Source organism: Dehalococcoidia bacterium (genome assembly GCA_030018455.1).
GTDB lineage: Bacteria > Chloroflexota > Dehalococcoidia > DSTF01 > JALHUB01 > JASEFU01.
The window spans coordinates 14,386-32,407 of the sequence record JASEFU010000003.1 but is presented as its reverse complement, the minus strand read 5'-3'; the positions used below and the strand labels follow the sequence as shown (position 1 = coordinate 32,407).

The 18,022-nt window shown below is 66.7% G+C and carries 15 protein-coding genes; 13 read left to right on the top strand and 2 right to left on the bottom strand.

What is annotated here, in order from left to right:
• Positions 1–10 precede the first annotated feature (10 nt).
• The 12 genes from QME71_05355 to QME71_05300 all read left to right on the top strand — a co-directional run bounded on the left by QME71_05355 (position 11) and on the right by QME71_05300 (position 13,786).
• Positions 11–2,182, top strand: coding sequence for an HDIG domain-containing protein (locus QME71_05355; GenBank protein MDI6857723.1), 2,172 nt, complete (start codon positions 11–13; stop codon positions 2,180–2,182).
• Between the two features lie 101 nt (positions 2,183–2,283).
• Positions 2,284–2,988: a phosphoribosylformylglycinamidine synthase subunit PurQ gene (gene purQ, locus QME71_05350; GenBank protein ID MDI6857722.1), complete on the top strand. Its 705-nt coding sequence runs from the start codon at positions 2,284–2,286 to the stop codon at positions 2,986–2,988.
• Between the two features lie 56 nt (positions 2,989–3,044).
• Positions 3,045–3,626 (top strand): DUF4389 domain-containing protein, encoded by a 582-nt coding sequence (locus tag QME71_05345; protein ID MDI6857721.1) that lies wholly within the window; start codon positions 3,045–3,047, stop codon positions 3,624–3,626.
• An 11-nt stretch (positions 3,627–3,637) separates the two neighbouring features.
• The gene (locus tag QME71_05340) at positions 3,638–4,783 is read left to right on the top strand and encodes a DUF4389 domain-containing protein (protein MDI6857720.1); all 1,146 of its coding nucleotides are present in this window, start codon (positions 3,638–3,640) and stop codon (positions 4,781–4,783) included.
• A 4-nt stretch (positions 4,784–4,787) separates the two neighbouring features.
• Positions 4,788–7,013 carry a phosphoribosylformylglycinamidine synthase subunit PurL gene (purL, locus tag QME71_05335; protein ID MDI6857719.1) on the top strand — a complete coding sequence of 742 codons (2,226 nt, stop codon included), beginning with the start codon at positions 4,788–4,790 and terminating at the stop codon, positions 7,011–7,013.
• A 46-nt stretch (positions 7,014–7,059) separates the two neighbouring features.
• A complete protein-coding gene (locus QME71_05330; protein ID MDI6857718.1) occupies positions 7,060–7,851 on the top strand; it encodes an enoyl-CoA hydratase-related protein in 792 nt (263 codons plus the stop codon).
• Positions 7,852–8,126: 275 nt separating this feature from the next.
• Entirely contained in the window at positions 8,127–8,708 is a 582-nt protein-coding gene (rplI, locus tag QME71_05325; GenBank protein ID MDI6857717.1) for a 50S ribosomal protein L9, read from the top strand.
• A 21-nt stretch (positions 8,709–8,729) separates the two neighbouring features.
• A complete protein-coding gene (locus QME71_05320; protein ID MDI6857716.1) occupies positions 8,730–8,936 on the top strand; it encodes a hypothetical protein in 207 nt (68 codons plus the stop codon).
• 27 nt (positions 8,937–8,963) lie between these two features.
• Positions 8,964–10,364, top strand: coding sequence for a replicative DNA helicase (gene dnaB / locus QME71_05315; GenBank protein MDI6857715.1), 1,401 nt, complete (start codon positions 8,964–8,966; stop codon positions 10,362–10,364).
• 25 nt (positions 10,365–10,389) lie between these two features.
• Complete coding sequence (locus QME71_05310; protein ID MDI6857714.1) at positions 10,390–11,847, top strand: ATP-binding protein; 1,458 nt, start codon at positions 10,390–10,392, stop codon at positions 11,845–11,847.
• A gap of 259 nt (positions 11,848–12,106) precedes the next feature.
• Entirely contained in the window at positions 12,107–12,403 is a 297-nt protein-coding gene (locus QME71_05305; protein ID MDI6857713.1) for a helix-turn-helix domain-containing protein, read from the top strand.
• A 33-nt stretch (positions 12,404–12,436) separates the two neighbouring features.
• Positions 12,437–13,786: a DUF2851 family protein gene (locus QME71_05300; protein ID MDI6857712.1), complete on the top strand. Its 1,350-nt coding sequence runs from the start codon at positions 12,437–12,439 to the stop codon at positions 13,784–13,786.
• 285 nt (positions 13,787–14,071) lie between these two features.
• Here the strand turns inward: QME71_05300 and tsaD are convergent, their stop codons facing one another.
• Together tsaD and QME71_05290 are read right to left on the bottom strand one after the other, a co-directional pair.
• Positions 14,072–15,097, bottom strand: a complete 1,026-nt coding sequence (tsaD, locus tag QME71_05295; protein ID MDI6857711.1) for a tRNA (adenosine(37)-N6)-threonylcarbamoyltransferase complex transferase subunit TsaD — start codon at positions 15,095–15,097, stop codon at positions 14,072–14,074.
• Entirely contained in the window at positions 15,097–17,166 is a 2,070-nt protein-coding gene (locus tag QME71_05290) for a hypothetical protein (GenBank protein ID MDI6857710.1), read from the bottom strand. The genes tsaD and QME71_05290 overlap by 1 nt, the downstream gene beginning before the upstream one ends.
• 89 nt (positions 17,167–17,255) lie before the next feature.
• Here QME71_05290 and larB point away from each other — a divergent pair, with 89 nt between their 5' ends.
• A complete protein-coding gene (larB, locus tag QME71_05285; GenBank protein ID MDI6857709.1) occupies positions 17,256–18,020 on the top strand; it encodes a nickel pincer cofactor biosynthesis protein LarB in 765 nt (254 codons plus the stop codon).
• Positions 18,021–18,022: the final 2 nt, after the last annotated feature.

Below are 18,022 nucleotides of genomic sequence, written 5' to 3'. Positions count from 1 at the left end.
GAGGCTCCTCTTGAAGACCAGTTCCCGTATCGGCGCCCCAGGCGGTCTCAGGACGGCCCTCTTCGGCGTGGGACTCGCCGGCGTTCTCGTCCTGGCGCTGTTCCCTTTGTTCCCGCGCGTCCTCGAGCTTGAGGCGGGCGATGTCGCCTCACGCACTTGGCAGGCGCCACGCAGCTTCTCGTTCGAGAGCGAGGTCTTAACGGAGAAGCAACGCGAGCAGGCGGGCCAGGCGGTGCCCGACGTCCTGGTCTTCAGCGATACGGTCAGGACCGACCAGATAGCCAAGCTTGAGAAGCTGATCAGCGAGGTCAGCGCCGTGCGGGACTCGACCGAGCTCAGCCGGTCACAGAAGGTCGGCGCTCTTCTGGAGACGGAGGGCCTGTTCATCCCCGGCTACGAGACGGTTCTCGTCGACATGGGCCCTGAACGATGGGAGTCGGTCTCCAGGGAGGTCAGACGCGTGCTGGAAGAGGTGCTCAGCGAATCGGTGGCGAGGGGCGAGGAGAGCTTGATAGGGGAGCAGCTCGCGGCGAAGTTCTCCGAATCCCTCTCCGCCGACGATGCTCTGGTGGCGGAGCTGATGGTGAGGCCTTTCATCGTCCCCAATCTCGTCGTCGACGTCGAAAAGACGGAGGCGGCGCGGATGGCGGCGGAGCAAGCGGTGGTCCCCGTGCGGGTGTCCTACACAAAGGGGCAGACCATCGTGCGAAGCGGCGAGACTATCGACAGCACCGCCATCGAGGCGCTTCGAGAAGCGGGGCTTCTCAGTCCGCGGTTGGAGTGGACGAGCGTCGCTGCCGCAACGATTGTCGCCGTCGTCGCCGGCGGCACGGTCGCCCTGTACCTGCACGCGTTCTCGCCCGCGCACGTGGGCCCGCGGCGGCTGTTGCTCCTGCTGCTCGTGATCGGCGTGGCGACGCTGGGCGCTAAAGTCTACTTTCCTCTCTTCTTGCCCGACCACGACCGGCATTTTCTCGCCTTTGCGCTGCCTCTGGCCGCCGCGCCGATGCTGGTCGCTGCCGTGCTCGAGACGCGCCTCGCCGTGACCGTAGCCGCCGTGCTTGCGGCGCTCGTCACCTTTGTCATCATCTATCTCCCCGACATCTCGACGGCAGTCGTCTCCACTCCCCTCGATTCCTTGCGCTCGCTGGCCGTGTTCGGGTTCGGCGGCGCTGCGGGCGCGCTGGCCTTGCATCGCGGCGAAAGGCTTAACCGCTACCTGTTCGCCGGTCTTGCCGTCGCCATCGTCTCGTTGCTAATGCTCCTGGCGGCCTGGTTCCTCGACCTGAACCGCGAGATGTGGGACCTCCCCTGGATGGGACTGACGGCGGCGATAAACGGCTCCGTATCCGCCGTGCTCGCCGCGGGGGCGTTCGTTACCCTGAGCTCCCTCTTCGGAATTACGACGCGCGTTCAGCTCATGGAGCTCGCGCAGCTCAATCAGCCCTTGCTGCGCCAGCTTCAGGACGAGGCGCCGGGCACGTTCCACCACAGCATCATCGTCGGGAATCTGGGCGAGAGGGCCGCCGACCTCATCGGCGCCGATTCCCTGCTCGTGCGCGTCGGCTGCTACTTCCACGACGTCGGGAAGCTGAGGCAGCCGGGCTACTACATCGAGAACCAGTTGACGGGAAGCAACCCTCACGACGGCCTCAGCTCCGCCGGCAGCGCGGAGATCGTTATACGTCACGTGGAGGACGGCCTCGAGCTGGCGCGGGAGCACCGTCTCCCCTCGCAGGTACACGATTTCATCGCCCAGCACCACGGCACGGGCCGCGCCGTCTACTTCTACCGAAAGGCGATGGAAAACGAGGAGGAGCTCGATTCCGCGCGCTTCTCTTACCCGGGGCCGAAGCCGCAAAGCAAAGAAGTCGCCATCGTCATGCTGGCTGATTCGGTCGAGGCGGCGATCCGGGCCAGCGCCGACCGCTCGCCGGAGAGGATCGACGCGCTCGTTGACGAGGTCGTCGCCGAGCGGCTGGCAGAGGGCCAGCTCGACGAGTCGGACCTCACCCTGCGCGAGATAAAGATCGTCTCCGAGTCGTTCAAGTCGACGCTCAGGGGCGTGTACCATCCGCGCCTCGAGTACCCGGCGCTTCCTCCGAAACGGGAGAAGGCCGCGCGGCGGCTCGTGTTCCGTTCCTCCCGCACGGACGCTTCCTCATCGGGCACGCACCGGTGACTGCGCCGGCGGGCGGCGCGGGCGCACCGCGGCCTGTGCTGTAGGCTTCGGTTCGTATATAATCAGCATGGCCTCTTCCACAACGGCCGGAAGGTTATTAGATGCGCTTTGCGGTAGTGGTCTTCCCCGGCACCTGGAGTGACGGCGACTGCCACTACGTCCTCGACACCATTCTCGGGCAGGAGGTCGACTACGTCTGGCACCGCGAGCGCGACCTCCGGCGATACGACTGCGTGGTCCTGCCCGGCGGCTTCTCCTACGGCGATTACCTTCGCACCGGCGCCATCGCCCGCTTCTCGCCGGTGATGGACGCCGTGCGCGAGCACGCGGAAGCGGGGAAGCTTGTGTTCGGGAGCTGCAACGGGTTCCAGGTGCTTTGCGAGGCGGGGCTGCTCCCCGGCGCTCTGCTGCGCAACGATAGCCTGCAATTCCGCTGTCAGCCCGCGTACCTGCGGGTCGAAAGCGCGGAGACGCGTTTCACCAGCGCCTGCCGTCCCGGCCAGGTGCTCCGCATCCCCATATCACACGGCGAAGGACGCTACTACGCCGACGACGAGACGCTGCGGATGCTGGAAGACTCCGGGCGGGTGCTGTTCCGGTACGCCACTCCCGAGGGAGACGTGACGACGGACGCCAACCCCAACGGCTCGCTGAACAACATCGCCGGCATCATCAACGAGCGGGGCAACGTGCTGGGGATGATGCCGCACCCCGAGCGGGCGAGCGAAGCGTTGCTGGGCGGCGAGGACGGCCTGTTCATCTGGCGCTCGATCTTGTCGAGCGCGCTGGAGGCGGCGCGGCGATAGATGGCTCTTGAACACGTTTCGCGCCGTCTTTTCGATGCTCTGAAAGGAGGGACACCTTGAGCGCTGTCGGTACCGGCTATCCCCTCAGCTTCGACGTTGAGTATCCGGAAAGGCTTTCCCGCTGGCTGATATTCGTCAAGTGGCTGCTGGTGCTGCCACACTGGATCATCGTCGGTCTGCTTGGCTTCGTGGCGGAGGTGATGACTGTAATCGCTTGGTTCGCCATCCTCTTCACCGGCCGCTACCCCAAAGGGCTCTTCGACTTTGTCGTCGGCGTCTACCGCTGGTCTTACAACGCAAGCGTATACCCGTTCCTGATGCGCGACGAATACCCCCCGTTCTCGATGTCCACCGGTCAGTACCCGCTGACCTATGAAGTTGAGTATCCGGAGAGGCTTTCCCGCTGGCTGATATTCGTCAAGTGGCTGCTGGTCTTACCGCACCTGATCGTCTTGTCCATTCTGAGCATCGTGTATCTGTTCACCGTGTTCGTCGCCTGGTTCGCGATCCTTTTCACCGGACGATACCCCCGGGGGCTGTTCGATTTCGCCGTCGGCTACTTGCGGTGGAGTGCGCGGGTCAACGCCTATTTCATCTTGCTTCGAGATGAATACCCTCCCTTCAGTCTCCGGCCATAAGGAGGCGCAAAGTGCAGGAAGCTGAACGGTACCCCGTAGTCCTGGAGGTCGACTATCCGGAGCGGCAATCGCGCTGGAAGACCTTGCTGCGTCTGTTCCTCGCCATCCCGCTGATCATCTTTCTCGCCATCCTGGGCGGCGGCTCGGTCGCCTCCGTCGGCGACACTGAGGGACTGCGTTACAGCCTGGGGGCAACAGGCGCGGTCATAATCGCGATCTGGGCGGCTATCGTCGTTCGCGGCTACATCCCGCGCTGGCTGTTCAACTTTGAGGTCGCCTTCTTGCGCTTCTCCACGCGGGTGTCTTCCTACTTCGCCCTGCTTACCGACGTCTACCCTCCCTTCGAAGGCGATTACCCCGTGCGTCTCGAGATCGACTACCCGGAGCGGCTGGCGCGCTGGAAGGTGCTGATATGGAAGGGGATAACCTCAATCCCGCACTTCATCGTCCTTCTCTTCCTCGGCATTGCCGCCTTGTTCTGCGTGATAATCGCCTGGTTCGCCATTCTCATCACGGCCCGCTTCCCGCAGGGGCTGCATCGCTTCGTCGCCGGCGTCTTTCGCTGGAATACGCGCGTTTGGGGTTACTTCATTTCGCTCACCGACGAGTACCCGCCGTTTAGCCTCTCCGAGAGGGCGGGCCCCGCCGGCCGCGACACCTATGTCATTTCCGCCGTCATCGGCTGGCTGCTGACGGCAGGGATCGTCGCGGGGGCGATCACCGCCGCCGTTATCGCCGGTGAAGAGACGGTCGGGCGGGTGGACTACGAGGCGCTGACGGCGGGCGAGGGGGGAGTGACGATAGAGCGGAACGATCTGGGCCTTTCTATCATTGCCGCCGTCGATCCTGCGGACGACGAGCTTCCGCTCCTCCGTCCTGAAGAAGGAAAACGCCTCGTCGCCTTCGAACTCGAGTTGACGAACGACAGGAACAACGACGTGCAGATCGAGGAGTCGGACTTCCGGCTGGAGGACGCGGAGGGCGACAGCCGCGAGCCGTTGCTGACGCTCGTGGGAGGCCGGGTAGCGCCCGCCGACGTGGAAGAGGACGAGACCGGGGAGATCACACTCGTGTTCGAGGTGGAACGCGGTGTCGGCCTAGAAGAACTGCGGTTCCGCGGGCCCCTTGGAACGCGCCTGACATTTGAGTTTGAGTGAGGCTATGACCGTCGACCAACGTCTGATTGAAGAGCTATCGCTGTCGCTTGACGAATACCGGCAGATCGTCGACCTGCTCGGACGCGAGCCGAACGAGGTCGAGCTGGGCATGTTCGGCGCCCTCTGGAGCGAGCACTGCGGCTATAAGAACAGCAAGCCGCTGCTGCGCCTCCTGCCCAACCGCGGGCCGCGCATCCTCACCGAGATGGGCGGCGAGAACGCGGGCGCCGTAGATATCGGCGACGGGCTGTGCATCGTGATGAAGATCGAGTCGCACAATCACCCGTCCGCCATCGAGCCCTACCAGGGGGCGGCGACCGGCGTCGGCGGCATCGTCCGCGACATCTTCGCCATGGGGGCGCGGCCCATCGCCATCCTCGATTCCCTGCGCTTCGGCCCTCTCACCGACGCCCGCAACCGCTACCTGTTCGGCGGCGTGGTCGGCGGGATCGGCGGCTACGGCAACTGCCTGGGCATTCCCACCGTCGCCGGCGAGGTCTCCTTCGCCGAGGCGTATTCCGCCAACCCGCTGGTGAACGCCATGTGCGTGGGCGTCGCCCGCATCGATGACCTGGCGCGGGGTCGCGCCGAAGGGCCGGGCAACCCTGTCATGCTCGTTGGGGCGGACACCGGCCGCGACGGCATCGGCGGTGCGAACGTCCTCGCCTCCCGCGTCTTCGACGAATCGAGCGCCGAGCTGCGCCCGACGGTCCAGGTGGGCAACCCGTTCCTCGAAAAGCTGCTCATGGAGGCCTGCATCGAGCTGGCGGAGAAACATTCTGACTGGATCGTCGGCATCCAGGACCTGGGCGCCGCCGGCCTGACGAGCTCGTCGGTGGAGGCGGCCGCGCGCGCCGGCAACGGCATCGAGATCGACGTCGCCCTCGTGCCGCGACGCGAGCAGGGGATGGCGCCCTACGAAATCATGCTCTCCGAGTCTCAGGAGCGGATGCTCGTCTTCCCCAGGAAGGAGCACGAGGAGGACGTGCGGCGCCTGTTCCAGCACTGGGAGCTGCGCTCCGACGTAATCGGCCGCGTGACCGACGACGGCTTTGTGCGCGTCCTCGATGGCGGGCGCGAGGTAGCGAGGCTGCCGGTGCAGGTGCTGACCCGGCCGCCCGAGTACCGCCGGCAGGGAGAGGAGCCTTCTTACCTGCGGCGGCTGCAATCGTTCGACCTCGCCTCGCTGCCGGACCTGCCTGCTGCGTCCGCCGCGACGGCCTTGCTGCGGCTCCTCGCCACGCCCGAGATCGCCGACAAGCGCTGGGTCTGGCGCCAGTACGACCATCAGGTGCTGACAAACACCGTCATCGGCCCGGGGAGCGATGCCGCCGTCATGCGCATCAAGGGCACGAAGAAGGGCATCGCCCTCACCACCGACGGCAACGGCCTGTATTGCTACCTCGACCCCCAAGCTGGCGGCGCGATCGCTGTCGCCGAGGCGGCGCGCAACGTCGTATGCGCCGGCGCGACGCCTGTCGCCGTCACCGACTGCCTCAACTTCGGCAACCCCGAGAAGCCGGACGTCTACTACCAAATGGAGCACGTCATCCGCGGCATGGCCGCCGCCTGCGAGGTCTTCGGCACGCCCGTCATCTCCGGCAACGTCAGCCTGTACAACGAGACGAACGGCGACGCCGTCCTGCCGACGCCCGTCGTGGGGATGCTCGGCCTGCTGGAGGACGTGGAGAAGCGCTGCCCGATGGCGTTCCAGCAAGAGGGCGACGAAGTCTTCCTCCTCGGCGCCGCGCTTGACGCTCCCGTTTCCACGCTCGCCGGCAGCGAGTACCTGCGGGAGATGCATGGAGTGATCGCCGGCCGCCCCCAGATCGACCTCGGTCTGGAGGCGCGGGTGCAGGCGGCCTGCCTCGAGGCTATCCAGCAGGGGGTGCTCCATTCCGCCCACGACTGCTCGCACGGCGGGCTGGCGGTGACGCTCGCCGAGTGCTGCATCGAGGGCGGCGTCGGGCTCGACGCGTCGTCACTGACAGCGCCGGGCCGGCTGGACGCCGCGCTCTTCGGCGAGGGACAGTCGCGCATCGTCGTTTCCTGCGCCGCGGGGAACAGCGATAGGCTGCGGGAGATAGCCAAACGGCGGGACGCGCCGCTGACGCCGCTGGGACGCATCGGCGGCGACCGCCTGGTCATCGGCGATATCCTGGCCGTGCCCGTCGCCGAGCTGGTGCGCGCCTACCGCGAAGGGCTGCCGCGCGCCATCGAGGCCCGGTAGCCGCGCACGGCGGCTCGAGCAATCCGGATGAGCGAAAGGAGCAGAGATGGCCGAACAAGAGATAGTCACCGAAGTCAAGGGCCGGGTGGCGATTGTCCGGCTGAACTGGCCCGAGAGGCGGAACGCTCTCAGTTGGGAGTCGGGCCGGCGGCTGCGGAATATCATCGATGAATTCAATCAAGACAAAAAGATCGGGGCCGTTGTCTGGACGGGCACCGATCCGATCTTCTGCGGCGGCTGGGACGTTGGTAGCTGGAAGCGGGGGCTGGAGAACGAGGACGCCGAGGACGTGCGGCGCCCCGCGGACGACGAGAGCTGGCTGGCCTTCTGCGTGCGCTCCAAGCCCATCGTCTGCGCAATCAACGGGCCGTCGATAGGGGCCGGGATGACGATGACCCTGAACTGCGACGCGCGGATCGCCTCCGACAGGGCCCGTTTCTCCATGCGTTTCATCCGCGTCGGCATCGTGCCCGAGCTGGCGAGCACCATGCTCCTCGCCCATATCGTCGGCTTCCACCACGCGATGGAGCTGATGCTGACCGGTAAGACCATCGATGCGCAGGAGGCGGACCGGATCGGACTCGTGAACAGGGTGGTGCCGCACGAGTCGCTGATGGACGAGGCGGTGGCGCTGGCGCAGGAAATGGCGGACAACGATACGGAGCTGCTGCTGGCGGTCAAGAAGCTGGCGTGGACGAACCTGACGGAGCCCGATATCAGGAAGATCATGACGCGGGAGAGCGAGGAGCTGCTGGCCGGTACGCAGAGGCCGGCGTTCCGGGAAGCGGTGATGGCGTTCATGGAGAAGCGCAAGCCCGATTTCCACAGGGAGTCCTAGTCCTCTCGCTTTGTTGCGCGGGAATCCGGCCTGATGAGCGGTCTCTCATTCCGTCGGCTGTGTCCTTTCGTCCTCCAGGGTCGGCTTGACGGCAGCGAATATGCGTTCTACAATTTGCGGGTGAATCGAGACCGTTTTCCACAGTCCCGCCGTCTTGTGTTTCGGCCTGTGGAAAGATTTTCGGAGCCACTTGACCCCTTCTCCATTGACGGCGAGCGCGCCGGCAATATGATGGGGATGGCCCTCGGCAACACCCAGCTAGTGGAGGAGTTCACGTGAAGGTTGTTTTTCTGCAAGACGTCGAAGGATCGGGGCGGATCGGCGAGATAAAGAACGTCGCCGATGGCTACGCTCGCAACTTTCTCTTCCCCAAGGGCCTCGCCGCTCCCGCTACCGCCGACGCCATACGGAAGGCAGAGGCGCGGGCCATCATCGAGGCGCGCAAGCAGGCGGCGCTCGACGAGCAGGCGCAGGAGCTGGCGGCGCGGCTGGAGGGCGCCTCGGTGAGCATCACCGTGAAGGCGGGGCGCCGCGGCCGCCTCTTCGGCTCCGTCACCGCCGCCGATGTCGCCGAAGCGGTAACCGACCTGCTGAAAGAAGAGATCGACCGCCGCCAGATCGTGCTTGCCGAGCCGATCAAAGAGGTCGGCGCTTACGAGATCCCGATACAGCTCACCCGCAACGTGCGCGCGGTCGTGCCCCTCGAGGTGATCGCGGAAGGCGCGGAAATCGAGAAGGCGGAAGAGAAAGCGGAGCAGGCGGAGACGGCAGGCGAGGAGCCGATGGTGGAGGCGGAGGTGGAAGAGGCCGCAGCGGAGGTGGAGGAGGAGACAGAAGCGTCGGAGCAGGGAGGCTAGCCTGCAAGGGGGCGAGGGATCATGAGAGAGAGGACGCTTACCCAGTCCGAGTACGAAGAGGCGGTGCTGGCGGCGGACAAGGAGCTGGGACAGGCGGAGACGGCCGACGATGTGCGCCGCATCTGGAAGAAGTACTATCTCCTCATCGGCCATCGCGCCATGGGGCGCTTGCTCCTCGGCAGGCCGGCCGGCGAGCTTATCGCCCGCCGTCAGGCCCGTTCAGACTGACCCGTTTTCACTCGCAGGGAAGAAAGGATGCTACCTGACAAGCTCCCTCCTCACGATATCGAGGCCGAAGAGGCCGTTATCGCTTCTCTTCTCGTCGACAACGAGGCGATCTTCAAGGTCGCGTCCATTCTCCAGCCCGCCGACTTCTTCGGCGAGAAAAACGCCTGGACGTATGAGGCGTGCCTCGCCCTCTGGGACCGCAACGAGCCCTTGAACGAGGTCACGGTCGGCCACGAGCTGGCGCGCCGCGACCGCCTGGAGGAAGTGGGCGGCATCGCCCACTTGAGCCGTCTCGTCGCCGAGCTGCCCACTCCCATCGGCGTCGAGCACTACGCCAACATCGTCAAGCGCGACTCTCTCTATCGCCGCCTTATCGGCGCCGCCGCCAAGATTTCGCAGATCGCCTACGCGGGCGGCCCCGACGTCGACGGCGCGCTCGCCCAGGCGGAGAACCTCATTCTGTCGCTCCGCGGCGGGCAGCGCCTGCGCGACTTCGTGCACATCAGGGACATCCTCGACGAGTACTGGGAGGGGCCGGGCCTCGAAGCCTACAAGGGCGGATTGCAGGGCAACGTAAGGACCGGCTTCATGGACCTCGATACCCTCCTCGGCGGCCTCAAGCGCTCCGACCTCATCATCCTCGCCGCCCGCCCCAGCCTTGGGAAGACCAGTCTCGGCCTGAACATCGCCCGCAACGCCGCCGTAGGGCAAAACGCCAGGGTGGCGCTCTTCAGCCTGGAGATGGCGGCGGAGCAGCTCGTGCAGCGCCTCCTTGCCAGCGAATCGGGCGTCGATTCCACGCGCCTGCGGCTCGGCCTGCACTCGGAGGCGGAGGAAAGGCGGGTGATGAACGCGCTGGGTGTGCTGGCGGCAACAGAGATCTATGTCGATGACAGCGCCGTCCTCAGAGTGAACGACATACGCGCCAAGGCCCTGCGGCTCGCCCGCGAGCAGGGCGTCGACCTGGTGATAATCGACTACCTGCAACTCATCCACGGCGCTGAGCGGGGCGATAACCGCGTGCAGGAGATAAGCTACATATCGCGGGCGCTGAAGGAGCTGGCGCGCGAGCTCGACGTGCCCGTGATCGCCGTCTCCCAGCTCTCGCGCGCCCCTGAGATGCGCTCTCCCCACATCCCCATGCTGAGCGACCTGCGGGAGAGCGGCAGCATCGAGCAGGACGCGGACGTAGTCATCTTCATCTACCGCGAGGAGGTGTACGTCCGCAAAGAGGACTGGGAGATGACCCATCCCGACGGCTCTCCCTATCCCGCCGGTGACGCCCAGATAATCGTCGCCAAGCACCGGAACGGCCCCACCGGCACGGTCCATCTCCGTTTCCGGCAAAAGATCGCCCGCTTCGAAGACCTGCTCCTCCGCGACGAGGGCGAGGAGCAGCAGTACGCCCGTATTGGCCTGGATGGATAGCAGCGGCCAGGAGAGGCCCGCAGGGATGCGACGTATCGACGAGGTGATGAGAAGGGCCGGCCTGACCGGCGGGCTGGCCCCAAGAGCGGCGGAGGGCGAGTGCCCGCCTGCGCCTGATGACGAGGACGGGGAAGCCTGCCCGCGCTGCGGCGGCGCCGGGTTCGTGCGCCGGGCCGTCCCTCTCGATCACCCCGATTTCGGCAAGGCCTTTCCCTGTTCGTGCACGCTGAACGAGCAGGAAGAGGGCCGCCGCAACCGTCTGGAGCGGTACAGCCAGATCGGTCCCCTCAAACGATGCACCTTCGACAACCTCAGCAAGAAGGGACGCACCGCCAATATCCGTGACCAGCAAGTCTTCGAGAAGTGCGTCGACGATGCCCTGAGCTTCGCCAGTAACCCTGCCGGGTGGCTGGTCTTCGCCGGTCCCAGCGGAAGCGGCAAAACTCACCTCGCCGCCGCTATCGCCAACCGCCTGCTCGAAAGCGGCAACGCCGTCCTCTTCGTCATCGTGCCCGACCTGCTCGACCGGCTTCGCGCCGCCTACCATCCCGACAGCGAGTCGGGCTTCGATACCACTTTCGAGCAGGTGCGCAACGCTCCCGTCCTCGTCCTCGACGACCTGGGAGCGCAGAGCGCCACCGAGTGGGCGCGCGAGAAGCTGTTCCAGATAGTGAACCATCGCTTTAACGCCCGCCTTCCCACGGTCGTCACCACCAACGTCCCGCTGCGCCGTCTCGACGAGCGGCTGCACACCCGCCTGAGCGACCCGTCGTTGAGCCGTGTGTATGAGCTCGAGCCGGCGTCGCGCGGGGCCATCCAGAGGCGGCTCGACATGTTCGAGCAGCCGCGGTTCAAGAACATGACCTTCGCAAGCTTCGACACGCAAGGCTTCCACCTTTCGGCGGGGGAACGGCGGCGGCTGGAAGACGCCTACCGCTTCGCGCTGGAGTTTGCGCAAACCCCGGAGGACTGGCTGCTGTTTACGGGGCCGCGCGGCAGCGGCAAGACCCACCTGGCGGCGGCGATAACGCAGTACCGCCGGGAGATGGGGGACGCGCCTTACTTTGTAGGGGTGGCGGAGCTGCTCCATTTTCTGCGCCGTTCCAGAGAGGGAGACGACCGCCACGACGCCTATGAACAAATCGAAGAGATAGAGCAGGCGTCGCTGCTTATCCTCGACGACCTCGATTACCGCCGTCCTCATCCCTGGTGGGAAGAGATTCACCGCATCCTCAGCTACCGCCACAACCGCCGGCTGCCCACCGTCATCACCACCTCGCAGACGCTGGCGAACCTCTCCCTCGATGGGATGGGGGAGCGGCTGGCGGCCCTCCTCGGGGACCCCTCGATCTGCTCGGAGGTCTGCCTGCCCGGCCCGACTCAGCCGCGGGCAAGGACGGGCGAAGAGGCATCGGATGGGAGCGGGCGCGCGGGAGGGCGGAGACGAAACGTCCGGTTGGTGAGAGACGGAGGCGGCGAGTAGCCTGCGAGCAGCCTCTCGGGTGGGTCGGGCGCTTGCCTGCTGGCAGGCGGGTCTCTGCCCGGGGCTAGCCGCCGATACTCCCCCCGCGTTTGCGCCGATTGTGCCGCGCTCTTTAGGGCGCGGCAGAGAAAGAGGCCATCGCATCATTCTTCCCAAGCACCGGGGCCGATGACCTCTGGCGCTGAACGTGCCCACTTCGCTGCCATCCTAAGTCCTCTTGCTTCTTGACGCGATACACGTTTCCGTGTAAGATGGCGCCGTGGCGAAGAAGAGGAGCGGCCGGCCCGAGTGGCGCGCCCCCGATATCCGGGCGCTGCGGCGCCACCTGCGCATGACGCAGGAGCAGCTCGCGGAGGAGATGGGGACCCGCCAGCAGACCATCAGCGAGTGGGAGCGGGAGCTATACCGGCCGCGGGGGGCGTCGGCAAAGCTGCTGAGCCTCATCGCTGAAAGAGCGGGATTCACCTATCAGGCCGAGGGGACCGAGCGGCCGGAGCAGGCAGGGGAACAGCAGCGGCCGCCCACGGCGAGGCGGAAGCGTGACCGCCAGGGGTAGAGGGCGGGGTGCCCTACCGCCGCGGGGCGCAAAATGACGAGAGGGCTGTCGTCGCTTGCCGTGGAGCCGGTTGTGCTTCCCCGTCCGAAGGCGGTTTTCCCTCCCTTTCCTCTTCGCGAAGAAGACCTCGCGCACCTGTGGGAAGGACAGCGCTTCCCGCGCGAGGCGCTGAGAACGGCCGGCGGGCGCCTGCTGCGGGTCATATACAGGGGGAGACGCAGCGCCGGGCCCGGCCCCGACTTCACGGACGCAGTCCTTGCCGACGAGGCGGGGAACCTCCTCAAGGGGGACATCGAGCTGCACGTGCTGGCGAGCTCTTTTCACGCCCACGGCCACGACCGCGATCCGCGCTATGACCGGCTGGCCCTGCACATCGTCTTCCAGGACGACGTAGGCGGAGAGACGGTCCTAAACTCGGGGCGGCGCGTCGAAGTGCTGGCGCTGGCGCCGTGGGTAGCGCGCCGCCGCGAAGAGCTGAACTTCTGGCTGGCGCAGCCGGCGCTGTGGGAGGAGCCGTGCAAGGGAGCGGTGGCGAGAATGGGCTGGCCCGCCGTCAAAGAGAGGGTCCTCCGTCTGGGGGAGATGCGCTTCCGTCAGAAGGAGGGGCAATTCGCCGCCGCCTTGAAGCAGGAAGACGGGCAGCAGGTCATGTACAAGGCCGTGCTCAGGACGCTCGGCTACAGGGAGAACGCGGACGCTTTCTCCGCGCTCGCCCGGCGTTTGCCGTATCGGAAAGTCCGCCCGGCCGTCTCGTCGAAGTCTGCGGCAACAGTCGAGGCCCTGCTCCTTGAGGCGGCCGGCCTGACGGCTGGCCAAAGGGCTTCTCCGCTTGGGGGACGGACGCCTCGCGACGCGGCCGGGGAGGGCGCGGACCCGCCGGATGAGCTCCCCGTCATTCGCGGCCTGCGCCCCGCAAATCATCCCCGGCGGCGTCTCGCGGGCGCGGCGCGGCTCCTCGTCCGCAAGGGGCCTGACCTATTGGTGAGCCTGGACGGGCTGCGGGAAGCGGTGGACGGAAAGCCGCTGGCGGAACTCGTGGGGTCGTGGGAAGTGGCGGCGGACGGCGCGCAGCGAACGGGCGCTACCGCGCCTGCTCTCATCGGCAGGGGGCGCGCCCTCGAGCTACTGGTGAACGCCGTCCTTCCCTTTGCAGCGGCTTGGGGAAGGACAAAAGACCAAGCGTCGCTGAGTTTGGCGGCTGCATGCGTGTTCGGGCGGTTGCCCCGTTCCGGCTCGTACGGCCCCGTCCGTTTCCTGGAGTCGGCTTTGCGGCCCCCGGCGGGACCGCGGGAGAGCGTCGGGGCGTGTTTTCAGCAGGGGCTACTGTATCTGTACCACCGTTATTGCACGCAGGCCGGCTGCGATTCCTGTCCTCTCCGATGAGAAAGCGGGGCGGTCCCGCTCGCCCCGCTGACATGCCGTTCGTTCTCTCGTCTAGGCCGCTTTCCCATTCCCAGCATCTGCTTGATCTTCTCGATCGTCGTGCCCGTCTCCTCTTTCACGTTGTTCATCAGCGTTTCGCTGATCGTCTCATCGGGGTCGGCCGTGCCCGCGCGCACAGAGAAGTGCAGTTCCTCCGTCGTGACGCAGGATGGCAACCGCTTATACGCCGGTCGCAGTCTGTATCGTTTTGATAAACGATTTCCGGCGCCCGCAGTCGTTGGGCCGCTAGGGGGCAGGGAGAGGAGTCGAGGAAGGGGTGAGGCCGAGCCCGGCCATGACGTCAAGATCGAGGCCCGCCGTTTCTCCCCTTTGCAGACGGTAGTAGCCGCCGGCCGCTACCATTGCCGCGTTGTCGGTGCAGAGGAACAGGGGCGGCATGCGCACCGGCACCGGCGACGCGTCGGTGAGGGCATTGCGGAGGGCCTTGTTAGCGGCGACGCCTCCCGCGAGGATTATCTCCCTGGCCCGCTCCTCGCGCGCCGCCCGTACTGTCTTCGTGACCAGCACGTCGACCACCGCCTCCTGAAACGCCGCGGCCACCTCGCCGACAGGCAGGGCGCGCCCTTCGCGTTCCTTCGACAGGCGGAGGACCGCCGTCTTGAGGCCGCTGAAACTGAAGTCGTGAGTGCCGGGGAGCCACGCCCTCGGCAGGCGGACCGCTGGTCGCGCGCCGGCCGCCGCCTTCTCGATCGCCGGGCCGCCCGGGAAGCCGAGGCCCAGAAGCCGCGCCACCTTGTCGAACGCCTCACCCGCGGCGTCGTCACGGGTGCGGCCGAGCTCGCGATAGAGTCCGTGGCCCTTCATCAGCACCAGCTCCGTGTGGCCGCCGGAGACGACGAGGGCGAGCAGGGGGAACTGCGGTTCGTAGGCGTCCGTTCCTTCCGTTCTGAGCCAGTTGGCGTAGATGTGGGCCTCTAGGTGGCTGACCGCAACGAGGGGCAACCGGTAAGCGAAGACTATAGCCTTGGCGACGTTCACGCCCACCAGCAGGGCGCCTGAGAGCCCGGGACCCATCGTCGTCGCCACCGCTCCGATGTCGCTCAGGCGGCAGCCGGCCTCGTTTAGCGCGGTATCGATAACGGGAAGGATGCTCTCGAGGTGCTTTCGCGATGCCACCTCCGGCACCACGCCGCCGTAGCGCGCGTGGAGGTCGACCTGCGAGGCGACGACATTTGAGAGAATCGTCCGGCCGTCCTCGACCACGGCGGCGGCGGTCTCATCGCAGGAGGTCTCGATGCCCAGTACCTTCATCAGCCCACCCCGGTGTCCGGGCCGGCGCCCGGAGTCTCTTCCTGCAAAGCGGGAAGGACGCTCTCGTATACCGCGTTCCCGTCCAGGACGTAGAGCCGGCCGCCGACCTCGTCGACGGCGACCGCCCGTGGTTCCCCCAGGTGGCTGCCCGTGAACTGGCGCTCGAAACGGCCGTCGAGAGCGAGCAGGACGATGCGCCTGTTCCCGCTGTCGACAACGAGCAGCCCCTGTCCGGTGGCGACGAGCGAAGACGGCGATTTCAATTGCGCGGCCGGACTGGCGATAACGAAGGGCTTCTCCGCCCCATCCGAGAAGCGCCTGATCGTCCCGTCCCGCATCAACAGGTAAACGTCGCCGTCGCTTACGGCGATGTCGATAGCATTCTCCGTCTGCTCCCCGGCAGCGGCCAGCGTGGGCTCGCTGGCGAAGCCGCCTTCCGTTGACAGGTAGCGCCAGACCCGGCCGGCGTCGGTGTCGAGCACGTACAGCGCGCCGCCGTCGCACGCCAGCCCCTTAATCGTCCCCAGGCTCTCCGGGTCGCGCAGTTGCATCGGTTGCGGGGCCCTGGCGGCGGGGAACGAGAAGAGATGACGCTCGCTGTCGAGCACCAGGAGCTGCCCGCCGTCGGCGTCGGGGCACCACGTCATGAAGGCGGGCCGCGCCGCTTTCAGGACCCCGACGAAATCGCCTTCCGTCAGGATGACCTCGGCCTCCGCTGTCTCGCCCGAAAGCGGCAGCTTCAGCGCTCGCCCGTTCTTTGCGTCGAGCGCGTAAAGGGCGTCGCCGCCGGCAGCGAGTGCCTTCACGTCGGCGCCGGTCTCGCCGAGGTCCGCGAGGAGCCTTGCGTCGTTGATCTCGTAGACCGAATCGATCTCCGCCAGCGCTTCCGCAACGTCGAGCCGAAGGTCCTGCAGCTCCGCGCTCTCGGAATCGCCGCCTTCAGCGCCCGCCAGTATCGCCTCCGCCTCTTCCAGCAGCGCCCGCTTCTCGTCAAGGCTTGTGGCGGCGAGGGCGGCGGCATATGACTCCAGCGCCCGCATGAGGGGGGAGCCATCGCTTTCTCCGCCCGGGTCGCTGGGCGCCAGGCACCAGGCGGCTGCTACGGCGATAAGCGCCAACGCCAGCACGCCCGCCAGCCACTTCCCGACAGGGACGCGGCGCGGCCTCGCGAGAGAGCCGTAATCGACGGCGGGAACGGGGGCACGCGCGGGCGCCGCGGAGCCGGAGGATGCGCCGCCTTCTTGAAAGAAAGCCGTGGGTTCCCCGGGCGTCTGTTCTTCCTCCTCCGCTCCCTGCGTGTCTTCGCCAGGGGGAGGGAAAGCCCCGGCGGAGTATCCTCTGTCCGGCTCCTCCTCCCGCGTCTCTTCCGGTCCGGGCTGCGTCCGATCCATTAACGCCGCGGGCTCGGTCTCCGGCTCCTCGAAGCAGACAAGCAGGAATGCGGAGAAGTCCTCCTGATCGCGTGTGAGCAGATAGAGCTCGGAGAGGATCTGCTCGCCGCCGCCCGCGAACAGCTCTTCGATCGCTCCGTCGTCGGCGATATCGGACAGCGTGGGAGAGGCGAACAGCAGCAGGTCACCCGGGGCGAGCTCGAAACGCGTCAGGTGGGGACGCAGCGTATCGCCGAGGCCAACGACGGCGCTCGCTTCCGGGTCCTCCGGCGTGAGGCGGCGAAAGCCGTCGCCGCTCTTGTGGAAAGCGAGGCTCGGCCCGGCCTGCGCCAGATAGGCGAGGTTCTCGCGCAGCACCAGGCATGTAATACCCGCTCCTACCTGGTGCTCGCGCAGGCTCTTGCGGTTCCAGTCGCGAAGGTTGTCGTGGGCGGCGCCTATCGCCTTCAGGAGGTCGCCCGTAAGGGAGAGGCTCTGCCGTTCGAACAGCCGGCCGATAACGGCGACGATCTGGCCGCAGAACTCCTCGCTGGCGGGCAGGGCGGGGTGAACGAGGACGTAGAGGTCGACCTGCTCATCGCCGGGGCGGACGCGGGTGAACGCGCCCTGGAAGGGGCCCATCTCCTGCGCCTGCCCCCGGCTGATCCCGAAATGCCCGACCCACGTTCTGACCGCCATCCCGCGCTGATTATAGCCTTTCTTTGCCCGCCGGACACGTCGATGTTATGATCTTTCTCGCTGCTAACGCTGCGGAAGAGGTGTGAACGATAGACGAATCGGCGCTGCGCGATTTCCTGAAGGCGGTGGCCGAGGGCGCCATCGGCGTCGACGAGGGCGTCGAAAAGCTGCGCTTCCTTCCCTACGAGGACATCGGCTTCGCCAAGATCGACCACCACCGCGCCCTCCGCGATGACCTGGCGGAGGTCGTGCTTGGACAGGGGAAGACGCCGGAACAGATAGCCGGCGTGGCCGAGAAGCTCGTCGCGCGGTCCGGCAAGCTCCTCGTGACGCGCATCGACGCGGCCGCCTTCAAGGTGCTGAGAGAGCGGGTGCCCGAAGCGGTCTACCACGAGGTCGCGCGGGCCGCCACCGTCGACCGGCATCCGCGGCCGAAGACGGCGGGCGTTATGGTCCTGTGCGCGGGGACGGCGGACCTGCCCGTGGCTGAGGAAGCGGCGGTGACGGCAGACCTCATGGGCCATGCCGTCGAGCGGGTCTACGACGTCGGAGTGGCCGGTATCCACCGCCTGTTCGACCATGTGGAGCGCCTGAGGGACGCCAACGCGCTGGTGGTCGTCGCCGGAATGGAAGGCGCGCTGCCCGGAGTTGTGGCCGGGCTGGTGTCCGCGCCGGTCATCGCCGTCCCCACCTCGACCGGCTACGGCGCGAGTTTTCGAGGGGTCGCCCCCTTGCTCACGATGCTCAATAGCTGCGCGCCCGGCGTCGTCGTCGTCAACATCGACAACGGCTTCGGCGCCGGCTACGCGGCCGCCGTCATCAACCGCCTGGCCTGTTCGCAGCCCGGCGCCTGACT